The 11294-nt window shown below is 37.4% G+C and carries 9 protein-coding genes; 4 read left to right on the plus strand and 5 right to left on the minus strand.

Translation table 11 applies throughout. The features are described from left to right. Positions 1-88 precede the first annotated feature (88 nt). Entirely contained in the window at positions 89-1240 is a 1152-nt protein-coding gene (locus QZ620_RS11390) for a DNA polymerase III subunit delta' (protein ID WP_295181705.1), read from the plus strand. A gap of 6 nt (positions 1241-1246) precedes the next feature. Beyond that, positions 1247-1642: a DoxX family protein gene (locus QZ620_RS11395; RefSeq protein WP_295181708.1), complete on the plus strand. Its 396-nt coding sequence runs from the start codon at positions 1247-1249 to the stop codon at positions 1640-1642. Between the two features lie 67 nt (positions 1643-1709). Here QZ620_RS11395 and QZ620_RS11400 read toward each other — a convergent pair whose 3' ends face one another. From QZ620_RS11400 to QZ620_RS11420, 5 genes are all read right to left on the minus strand, one after another. Beyond that, entirely contained in the window at positions 1710-2261 is a 552-nt protein-coding gene (locus tag QZ620_RS11400; RefSeq protein ID WP_295181709.1) for an OmpH family outer membrane protein, read from the minus strand. A 221-nt stretch (positions 2262-2482) separates the two neighbouring features. Then, positions 2483-3343 (minus strand): class I SAM-dependent methyltransferase, encoded by an 861-nt coding sequence (locus QZ620_RS11405; RefSeq protein ID WP_366935461.1) that lies wholly within the window; start codon positions 3341-3343, stop codon positions 2483-2485. A gap of 33 nt (positions 3344-3376) precedes the next feature. Continuing rightward, positions 3377-5248, minus strand: a complete 1872-nt coding sequence (gene mnmG, locus QZ620_RS11410; protein WP_295181711.1) for a tRNA uridine-5-carboxymethylaminomethyl(34) synthesis enzyme MnmG — start codon at positions 5246-5248, stop codon at positions 3377-3379. A gap of 15 nt (positions 5249-5263) precedes the next feature. Then, positions 5264-5698 (minus strand): rRNA maturation RNase YbeY, encoded by a 435-nt coding sequence (gene ybeY, locus QZ620_RS11415; protein ID WP_295181713.1) that lies wholly within the window; start codon positions 5696-5698, stop codon positions 5264-5266. Further along, positions 5679-8891 (minus strand): DUF4175 family protein, encoded by a 3213-nt coding sequence (locus QZ620_RS11420; RefSeq protein ID WP_295181715.1) that lies wholly within the window; start codon positions 8889-8891, stop codon positions 5679-5681. Before QZ620_RS11420 ends, ybeY begins: the two co-directional genes overlap by 20 nt. A gap of 111 nt (positions 8892-9002) precedes the next feature. Here QZ620_RS11420 and gltX point away from each other — a divergent pair, with 111 nt between their 5' ends. After that, positions 9003-10520 carry a glutamate--tRNA ligase gene (gltX, locus tag QZ620_RS11425; protein ID WP_295181717.1) on the plus strand — a complete coding sequence of 506 codons (1518 nt, stop codon included), beginning with the start codon at positions 9003-9005 and terminating at the stop codon, positions 10518-10520. A 106-nt stretch (positions 10521-10626) separates the two neighbouring features. Next, the coding region (locus tag QZ620_RS11430; RefSeq protein WP_295181719.1) for an SPFH domain-containing protein at positions 10627-11294 on the plus strand (668 nt) is incomplete at its 3' end.

Below are 11294 nucleotides of genomic sequence, written 5' to 3' on the forward strand. Positions count from 1 at the left end.
TAATCGTCTATAGTTTTCATAGGTTTGCTTTGTTACAAATATAAATTTTTCCGAAGATAATAAAGCTTATATAATTTTATATTTGCCTATGCTTTTTAGAGAAATAATAGGCCTTCCGCATATAAAAAATCATCTTGTAACCACGGCAGACCGGAGAAGAATTCCGCATGCTCAACTTTTTTCCGGAAAGGCTGGTAGCGGTACTTTACCCATGGCGATCGCCTACGCTCAGTATATTTTATGTGGCAATACTAGTGGAGAAAATGATTTAGAAAGTTCAGCTTCCTGCAATCTGAAATTCAATAATCTTTCTCATCCAGATCTGCATTTCGCATTCCCGGTTGCAACCAATGAAAAGATCAAAAAGCATCCCGTTTCCTCACATTTTCTCGAGGAATGGCGACAGTTTGTTCAAATGAATCCCTACGGAAGTTTATATGACTGGTATCAGAGTCTTGGAATTGAAAACAAGCAGGGCAAAATTGGTGTAGATGAAGCTCATGAAATCGTAAAATCACTCTCCTTGAAAAGTTATGAAGGTGGATTTAAAGTGATGATCATCTGGATGCCTGAAAAGATGAACAATGAAGCTTCTAATAAGTTGCTGAAATTGATAGAAGAGCCGCCAAGTAAAACCATCTTTTTACTTGTTACTGAAGCTGAAGAACAAATTATTCAAACAATTAGGTCCAGATGCCAGCGTTTGCATTTTCCACCTCTTGGAGAATCTGATATAGAAGATTTTCTAATTCGCAAAGAAGATTGCGAACCAAAAATCGCCAGGAAGATTGCGCATCAAGCTAATGGGGATTACACCAGGGCAATGCATATCCTGAGAAAAGATGCGGGAGACGAACAGTTTCAGGCCTGGTTTATTCAATGGGTACGGAGTGCATTTCAGGCTAAAGGGAACAAAGCTACAGTATTGGAGCTAGTAGCCTGGAGTGATGAAATAGCGTCTCTTAATCGCGAAACTCAGAAAAGCTTCCTTCGATATTGTCTCGACTTCTTCAGACAGGCAATGTTGCTAAATTATAAGGCTAAAGACTTAGTTTATATTGATATCGAACCGAAAGTCTTTAAATTCGATAAATTTGCAACTTTTATAAATGGTAAGAATATTGGAGAAATTTCCGAAGCAATAGAAACTGCCATTTATCATATTGGTAGAAATGGAAATGCTAAAATTATTCTGACCGATCTTTCTATTAAACTAACCCGATATCTACACAAAAAATAACGAATTATGGAAAATCTGAATACCTATATCACTGAGATTCTAATACTGCTATTCATTCTAATTACATTCCTACAATCTGGAGTGGATAAGATGATGGACTGGAGTGGAAATACTGGTTGGCTAAAGGAACATTTCTCAAAAACCTTTCTGGCAGGAATGGTTCCCCTCATGGTTGGAATTATCCTGGTGATCGAAGTACTAGTAGGACTTCTGGCAATTGCAGGTATCTACACATTAATATCCAATGGTGATTCTGGATTAGGGCTACTAGCTTCAATTCTGGCATGTGTTACCTTGCTTATGCTGTTATTTGGACAGAGAGTGGCTAAAGATTATGCTGGTGCATTTACGCTTACCGGATACTTTATCGTGTGTATCTTGGGTGTATGGATGATGAACTAGAAAAAAGGATTTAAATAAAAAAAGCTCCTTGTTAGGAGCCTTTTTCTTTATAAGCTATTCGTAGAAATTAGTCTTCTACTTCTTCATTTTCTTCAGTAGCAACATCAGATCCACCGTATTGCTCGTTTAATTCAGCGAGGACATCCTGGGTAATATCAAGACCTTCTTCAGCATACATAATATTTGCCGATTCATTGGAACCAAAAATATATGTATATCCATTATCCTTTCCGTAGTCTTTCACGTATCCCTTTACCTTTTCAACTAAAGAATCCATAGCGGCCGTACTTTGCTCTCTAAGACGATTACTTTGCATTTGCTGTTGTTGTTGTAGCATTTGCTGTTTTTGCATAAGTGTACGTTCTTTTTCCTGTCTCTGAGCATCAGACATAGAATTCATTTCAGACTGGTAAGCCTGAACTTCTTCCTGGAAAGATTTTGCAACAGAATCCAGTTGTTGACGCACTGAGTCTGATTTGGAAGTGAACTCAGCTTCCACTTCTTTCATCTCTTTATACTCCTGTACCAATACTTTAGTATCTACATAAGCTGTTTTTTGCTCGTTACAGGATACCATTAAAATTGCAACTGCAGCAATTCCGAAAACTTTTTTGATCATAGTTAAAAAATTTGATTGGCAAAGGTAAGAAACTAATCTTAGAGTAAAATAGGAGTTTGAAGAGTTGTTATCGATAAGATTAATCAAATACACAAAGATTATAAGATTAACTTATAAATAATGAAGTATTTAGATTCGTTTTAAGAGCCTTTAAGCAATTTTCCAGGAATGATATCATGAGAACATATATACTGCTCTTAAAACAGCTCAAATAAGCTTATTTATGACTTTCTGTAAAAATAGGCGATGGAAGAGTATTCTCCGGTAGATCTTGCTTTAAGGTTGGAGATTAGACCGCGCCAGAATGCATTAATTTTAGAAGGCTTTGATTTTTGATTCTCCTCGCTTAATAGACTCACATAGAAGGAATCGAAAATTAATGGTTTTTCGCAGACGTGAATAAGGTCGTTCGATTTCAAAAGTTGAGAAATACCGCTTCTCGAAAAATGCCAGAGATGTCTTGGAACGTCCCAGGCAGCCCAATGACTTTGATAGTAATAAGCATCATAAGATCTATGGTTAGGAACCGCAATTATAAGTAGCCCATTTTTGTTCAATTTAGCTACCAGTCTTTTCAGCACTTCCTCATAATCTGGAATATGTTCCAGTACATGCCAGAGGGTAATGACATCAAATGTTCTAGCATCCAACCTATCCAGATTGTCCTCAATTGTGATTCCTTTTCTCGAAGCTAAATCCCTGGCATCTTCATTTGGTTCCACCCCAAAAACATTCCAGTTTCTATTTTTCATGTAAGCGAGAAAATCACCGGTTCCCGCACCGTAGTCCAGAAGTTTACATCCCGCGGTTTCCTGTTCAATCCACTTTGCTTTTTTCAAAAGCATTTTAGACTTTACAAACTGATAGATTTTATCCTGAAAATTTTCTTCTGAATCGGTGTGAGATATGTAGCGATCACTCTTATAATATGCCGGTAATTTCTCTGGGACAGGAGATGTTTTTAAAATCCCAGGTTCGCTTTCCAATATAGAAAAGCATTCCTGCGATACAAGATGATCTTTACAGGTAAGTATAATTTCCTGCGTTTCCGGAGCTGATTTAAACTTATTCGATTCTATCAAAATACTAATTGTTCCACGTGGAACATGAGCAAATTACCGACCCATGTAAACCAATAATACTGAAATGTCGTTAGGACTTACTCCACTAATTCTAGAGGCTTGAGAAACGGTAGCAGGTTGTACTTTCTTTAGTTTCTCCCTGGCTTCGTATGACATACTTTTTATACTGGAATAATCAAAGTTTGATGGAATACGTACATTCTCCAAACGATTTAGCTTATCGGCATTATTTTTCTCCTTCTCGATATATCCAGAATACTTAACCTGAATTTCAGTTTGCTCTATCATCTCATTGTTAAGGTCATTCTCAAAAATAAACTCATTTACTCCAGAAAAACTACGTACGTCTTCCATTGTGATTTGTGGTCTTGAAAATACTTTAAAGACTTTATCACTTTGTTTCATGGGAGAAGAATTTCTTTTCTCCAAAACAGGATTAGCTTCTTCTGGGACTACACTAAGATCTTTTAGATGCTGAACGAACTTAAAAGATTTCTCTTTCTTTTCCTCCATTTTCCTCATCCGTTCTACCGAAGCTAGACCGATATTATAAGATTTTTCAGTTAACCTGAAGTCGGCATTATCCTGTCTTAATAGAGTTCTATACTCCGCTCTTGAAGTGAACATTCGATAAGGTTCTTCTGTACCTTTTGTGATTAGATCATCTATAAGAACACCAATATATGCCTCGTTACGCTTCAGAATAAATTCTTCTTTTTCCTGCACTTTTAGAGCTGCATTAATACCAGCCATCATGCCCTGACAAGCCGCCTCCTCGTAACCTGTAGTTCCATTGATCTGTCCAGCAAAATATAAACCGTCAATAAGCTTGGTCTCCAAAGTATGCTTCAACTGAGTTGGTGGAAAATAATCATATTCTATTGCGTAACCAGGTCTGAAGAATTTCACATTCTCAAATCCAGCTACAGATCGTAAAGCTTTAAATTGAACATCTTCCGGAAGTGAAGTCGAAAAACCATTTACATAAACTTCAACAGTATTCCAACCTTCGGGTTCTACAAACAACTGATGTCTGTCTTTGTCTGCAAATCTATTGATCTTATCCTCTATGGAAGGACAGTATCTAGGACCAAGACTTTTTATACGTCCGTTAAACATTGGAGATCGATCAAAACCATCTTTGAGGATCTCATGCACTTCATTAGAAGTGTAGGTCATATAACAGCTACGTTGTTTTTCCAATGGCTTAGTCTCATTAGAATAAGAAAATTTGGAAGGGATTTCATCACCAGGTTGCTCGGTCATTTGAGAATAATCCAGAGATCTACCATCCACACGCGGAGGAGTTCCTGTTTTCATTCTTCCAGCTTCAAATCCAACGTCAATCAAATCCTTGGTAATTCCAGTAGCAGCTCTTTCCCCTGCTCTACCACCACCAAATTGCTTATCACCTATATGGATGAGTCCGTTTAAAAATGTTCCATTAGTACATATAACAGATTTAGCACGAACTTCCAGACCTAGGGAAGTTCTTACGCCAGTAATCCTATCATTTTCGATAATCAAACCTGCTACCATCTCCTGATAAAAATCAAGATTTGGGGTTTGCTCCAGCTTTAAACGCCAGTCTTCAGCAAAACGCATACGATCACTTTGAACACGAGGACTCCACATTGCAGGTCCTTTAGATTTATTCAACATCTTAAACTGGATAGCACTAGTATCACTCACAATTCCACTATAACCACCCATTGCATCTATTTCTCTTACGATCTGACCTTTTGCGATACCACCCATAGCAGGGTTACAGCTCATTTGAGCAATATTCTGCAAATTCATTGTTATTAAAAGCGTACTACTACCCATATTAGCGGCAGCGGCGGCAGCTTCACTTCCTGCGTGACCAGCTCCTATTACTATAACATCATATTCCTTATCGAACATAAAATCCTCTTTTCATTACGATTGTTCCACGTGGAACATTTCCATTTTCTCGTCTTCCTTACGTCGCATTAATTCACTCTCACTTTCAGATTTATCCTTATATCCACATAAGTGTAACATACCATGAGCTATTACTCTTTTAAGTTCCTGAAGAAAATCTACATTAAATTCCGCAGCATTCTCCTCTACTCTCTCTGTACTTATGAAAATATCTCCGTTTAAAGAATTACCTACAGTATTGTCAAAGCTGATAATATCTGTATAGGTATCATGATCTAAATAATTCTGGTTGATCTCCAATAAGTAATCGTCATCACAAAAAATGTAATTGATCTCGCCTATATTCTTATGCTCAGATTCAGCAAGCCTGAATAACCAGTTTTGAAATAATACCTCATCCTTCAGGCTGAAGTTGTTTTCATTGAAAAAATTAATCGTTCCTTTTACCAAAATATTCCTTAACCTTAGATCTGTAAATTTGCTGCAAAGGTAAGACTTGTCTGTTTAAAATTTCAGTTGATTGGAAATATTCTTTAGCGGTATTTATCTGGTTTTGAAGCCTGTTCTCATAGATCAGAGTATTCATGTTTGCTTTCCTATTATTATCAAATCCCTGTTTTTGCGCAGCGTTCTTCATTTTCATTAATTCATAGTCCAACTGCTTCATTCTTTCAAGGGCTTTCCCATCAAAACCCTTCTCCAAAAGATCCTCCTCAATTTGTTCCATCTTCTTCTCGAGAGCGTCCGATGAGCCATTTTCCATTAATTCATCTAGTTTCCTTCTGATGTTTTGCTGACGTTTATAAATTTCAAATATCTCACCAGAATTTTTCTGACCAGGCTTTCCTGATTTCTCAGGAATGTCCATGTTTTGTTGCATATCCTGCTGAAGTTCCTTTTGCTCATCAATGATCTGTTGCAATTGAAATTCCTGTCCATCACCAGAACCAGATTGCGGATTGGACATCATATCCTGCATAGAATTCAGAATATCAGAAAGCATGACTGCAAGATCATTTGCCCCGGTGACAACATATTGCTGACTAGCGGTACCCTGCCCTATTTGATTTTCAGCTAGTCTTTCCAGCGACTTTTCAATATCAAAATCTATATCTGTAAGCTTGGAAGTTATTTTACTTGAGAACATTGGATTTTGTAGCGCGAGGCTGTAAATACTATCATCAATATGTTCGAAGTTCTCTCGTAGTTCACTCTGCTCATTTAGTTTGTTTGCGTAAGCCGGACTTGTTTGTTTGATACTTTTAAAGTCCTCTAACAGTTCTTCCTGTATCAAAGAAAACCTTACCAGATTATTTAAAATTTTACGTAAAACCTTAGCATCTGCTTCCAACTTCTGCATGTCTGCCTGCATACCGGATTGTTGCATTTTAGCACTCAATTGTCGCATTTTCTTAGCAGCATTCTTTTGTTCCTGGCTGGCATTCTTTTGCTGTTGCAATTTTTCTGATGCCTTCTTTTGATCTTCTGAAATTTCCTTTTCTATTGCTTCATCGCGAGCTAAGGATTTTGGTTTCTTTAATTGCTGGTTATCCTTGGACAAAGCATCCATTTGCTGCTGAATCCTATCGAACTCATTATTAAGATTTTTCTGTTCTTCTGAAGTTGATTCAGATTCGTTTGAAAATTTCTCCTGTTCATCTGCAAGACGATTTAGATCCGTTGCTATCTTTCGCTGTTTCTCTTCAATATAATATCGTTTGGTTAGTTCTAAAAGTTGCTCAAGATTGCGCTCATTGTTCTTATTTTTCTTAGACAGATCCTCCAACTTTTCTCCTAGATTTTCTTCCTCGATTTTATTTGAATACTCCTGAAGTTCCTTCAATAATTCCTCATTCGCCTTTAGACTCCTTTCGTTCTCATCAAGCCTTTTTTGTAAATCTTCTTTACTAGAAGATGGTTGCTCATTAGATTGTTCTTCTATGCTTTGCTGAAGTTCCTTGCTATGCTTTTGCATGAGCTTATTCTGAATCTTTTGCCTTTCTAAAAATTGATCCAGGCGCTGCTTCTCATTGTAATTCAGGTTTCTATTCTCCTTATCTATTCTTTGCAGCTCTTCAAGTTCATTCGCATCTTTTCTAAATTCTTCCAGTTCTTCGGAAAATGTTTCGATAGAGTTTTGTTGTTTCTCCAGGTTTTGATCTTCCTTTTCAGTTTGGGTAATCATTCGGAAGTTAAGGATCTCTGACCTGCTTGATTTAGCGCCATTTACACCATCATTGTCGAAGACTTCAAAATAATAAGAATATGATATACCAGGTTCGAGGTCCAATTCATTTGGAAAGCTATAGTAGAATTCATCTACAAGAGCTGAGCTAACATCTAACTTTTGAATACGCTTTTTCTGAATCGAATCCTGCGGATAATATACCAACTGCAAGCTGGAAAGACCATGATCATCCTCTACCCGACCTTTTATATAAGTATTCTGTGACTCTAAGCTATCTTTTGTGTGTTGCAAGCTTATTTCAGGATTATGATCGCGAACGACTTCAATTAGAAAATCTAACTTTTCATGATCAGTTTTATTAGCATTGGAAGAACTAACTGAATAATTAAAATCTCTAAATATATGTTGCTCTATTTCAGCTTGATGCTGACTTACTTGTAGGTTTCGGACTGAATCATTACTTTCAAATTGCACAAAATCTGTAGCTACAGTTGAGAAGTTCCAGGATAATTTTGAACCCTCAGGCACCTGAAAGGATCCTATACCTTTGAATACCTGGTCATCAAAATTTAGATAATTGGGGTAATTCACCTCAACATCCATATTCGTGATCAACGGTAAAGCCAAAACCTTTAACTTATAAGTCCTAGAACTTATATCAGCACCTTTTAATTTGAAATTTAAAGAGTCGTCTACATCTATAAAATTATAGATGAAGCGTCCATGCCCTTCAGCAGTCAGGATACGTTTATAGTCATCTGTGATAAGGTGCAACTCGGCAGGAATCTGTTCTCCTTCAATCTGTACTACCAGTTCAAAATCTGAATTCTGAAATGTTTCCAGTTTATCATTCAGTATTATAAATTGAAATGGAGCTGGTTCTTCATAAACCTGATTATAATTACTTATTCGATCAAATCCATCAGTAAAAACATGAGAGTTATTAGAGATCCATAAGGCAAGTATGATCAGCACAGGAAGAATGACCACCGGTAAAAATTTGAAGTTCTTCTTTAGCTCAATTGCTTCTGAAAAATTAAAGATCTTTAGACTTTCAGCTTTTTGATCGATGCTTGCAATAAGTAATTCAGATCTTTCAGAAGTACGATCAAGTTGTAATAAATTGAGTAACCTATCTCCTATTTCCTGAAAATGTGTTCCTATAATTTCTGAAGCCTGTTCTTTATTTATTCCCTTCCGAAGTTTAAAAAGTTTCAAAAGAGGGAACCCAATAAAGTAAATGAACAGGATAATTTCTATTGAAATAAATAACCAGAATAGAAATGCTCTCACAGATTCACTAAACCAGAAAAAGTGCTCGAGGCTTGCGGTAAGGAGAAAATACAACAACCCGATACCTGCAAAGAGCATCATGCCCTTTAGTATCTGGCTGAAATAATATTTTCGAACGAAAGCATCAAGCCTGGAAAGTATGCGATCAAAATTACTGGTCACTAATTCTATAGTTTGTTTAAAAATACGACAATTAAGACACTTTAATTAGTAGTTGGCTGAGTTTAGGATTGCTTGAATAAGGTTGTATCTTTGCTTGAAAATTCACTTTTTATGTCTTCTAAAATTAGAGTAAGATTTGCTCCGAGCCCTACGGGACCGTTGCATATTGGTGGTGTAAGAACCGCTTTATACAATTATCTATTTGCCAAAAAACATGGTGGTGATTTCGTTCTTCGTATTGAGGATACAGATCAAAACAGGTACGTGGATGGAGCTGAAGATTATATTATCGAATCCTTAAACTGGTGCGGAATACCTTACGATGAAGGACCGGGCAAGGAAAAAGGTTTTGGACCATACAGGCAGAGCGAGAGAAAAGACAAGTATCGCGCTTATGCAGAAGAATTGATAGCTTCTGGAAATGCTTACTATGCTTTTGATACTTCAGAAGAGCTGGACGCACATAGAAAGGATCACGAAGAAAAGGGTAAAACCTTTATTTATAACTGGCATAACAGAGAAAAGCTCAATAATTCCCTTACACTCTCTTCCGAAGAAACCAGGGAGAAAATTGAAAATGGGGATGCATATGTGATCAGGTTCAAATCTCCGCAGGATGAAACCTTACATTTAAAGGACGTGATTCGCGGTGAAATGGAAATTGATTCCAATATTCTGGATGATAAAGTTTTATTTAAAAGTGATGGAATGCCAACCTATCACCTCGCCAATATCGTGGATGACCATTTAATGGAGATCACACATGTAATTCGTGGTGAGGAATGGCTGCCTTCTCTGGCTCTACACTATTTGCTCTATCGTGCGTTTGGATGGACCGCACCAGAATTCGCTCATTTACCACTTATTCTGAAACCTCAGGGTAAAGGGAAATTAAGCAAACGAGATGGTGAAAAAATGGGCTTCCCGGTATTTCCTCTTGAGTGGAAAGATCCCGCATCAGGCGATGTTTCTGCAGGATACAAAGAAGATGGTTATTACCCTGAAGCGGTGGTAAACATGCTGGCATTTTTAGGCTGGAATCCAGGAACTGAGCAGGAATTTTTTAGTCTTGAAGAGTTAACTAAGGCTTTTGAACTGGAACGGGTTCATAAAGGAGGTGCTAAATTTGATCCGGAAAAAACAAAATGGTTCCAGCAGCATTATATGCAGGAAGCAGATGAATCGCAGGTTACAAAGGAATTTCAAAAGCTCCTGAAGGAAAAAGAGATCATGGTAGAAGAATCCTATGTTAAAAACGTTGTTTCCTTGATAAAAGAAAGAGCAGTGTTTGTAGAAGATCTGTGGGATCAGGGATATTTCTTCTTCGTCTCCCCTACTTCTTTCGAGCCAAAAGATGCTAAAAAAGCATGGAAAGAAGGTTCAGCAGAATTGATGAACGAATTAAAAACCTTTCTGGAAGGACAAGATAATTTTGAAACCGAACAACTGCAGGCTGATGTCAAGAACTGGATTAAAAGTAAGGAGATTGGTTTTGGAAAAGTGATGATGCCCTTGCGTCTCGCACTGGTTGGAGCATTACAAGGTCCAGACGTTTATGAAATCGCAAGCTATATTGGAAAACAACAAACTTTAAGCAGGCTTACTAAAGCCATTGAAACTCTGGGATAATTGATCCTGAATATTATTTAAGCTGGTAAGAAATTTGATCTTACCAGCTTTTTTTATGCTGATTAAATGCTGAAGAATGCCTATTTTCAGTAAAAATTCTATTAGCATGATAAATTTTGTCTTAATACCCATATTCGCCATTTTTCTGTTGCTGCTTATCTTCTCCGGAATCTTTGTAGTTCGGCAGCAAACTTCAGCAGTAGTAGAGCGCTTCGGAAAGTTTACCAGTATCCGGAATTCCGGATTACAATTGAAAGTTCCGCTCATTGATCAGGTAGCAGGAAGGATTAATCTAAAAGTTCAGCAACTTGATGTTCTGGTGGAAACTAAAACAAAGGACAATGTATTTGTAAAGCTGAAAATTTCTGTACAATTCCAGGTTAGAAAAGATAATGTGTATGATGCCTTCTACAAGCTTGAAAGTCCGCATGACCAGATAACAGCCTATGTTTTCGACGTTGTGCGTGCAGAAGTGCCTAAAATGAAGCTGGATGATGTTTTTGAGCGTAAGGATGACATAGCCATTGCTGTAAACCGTGAATTGAACGAAGCGATGCAGTCTTATGGATATGATATCATCAAAACCCTGGTTACAGATATAGATCCTGATGTACAGGTAAAAGCAGCCATGAACAGGATTAATGCTGCGGAAAGAGAAAAGGTTGCAGCAGAATATGATGCTGAAGCAGATCGTATCAAGATCGTCGCCAAAGCCCGGGCTGAAGCCGAGAGTAAGCGCTTACAGGGTCAGGGAATTGCCGATCAGCGAAGAGA

It is taken from the genome of uncultured Christiangramia sp. (assembly GCF_913046405.1).
Taxonomy (GTDB): Bacteria; Bacteroidota; Bacteroidia; order Flavobacteriales; family Flavobacteriaceae; genus Christiangramia; species Christiangramia marina.

Coding starts and splice junctions, on each gene's coding strand:
- mnmG (WP_295181711.1), bottom strand. CDS start 5,248: ATGTTCGATAAGGAATATGATGTTATAGTAATAGGAGCTGGTCACGCA.
- QZ620_RS11400 (WP_295181709.1), bottom strand. CDS start 2,261: ATGATCAAAAAAGTTTTCGGAATTGCTGCAGTTGCAATTTTAATGGTA.
- QZ620_RS11395 (WP_295181708.1), top strand. CDS start 1,247: ATGGAAAATCTGAATACCTATATCACTGAGATTCTAATACTGCTATTC.
- QZ620_RS11390 (WP_295181705.1), top strand. CDS start 89: ATGCTTTTTAGAGAAATAATAGGCCTTCCGCATATAAAAAATCATCTT.
- gltX (WP_295181717.1), top strand. CDS start 9,003: ATGTCTTCTAAAATTAGAGTAAGATTTGCTCCGAGCCCTACGGGACCG.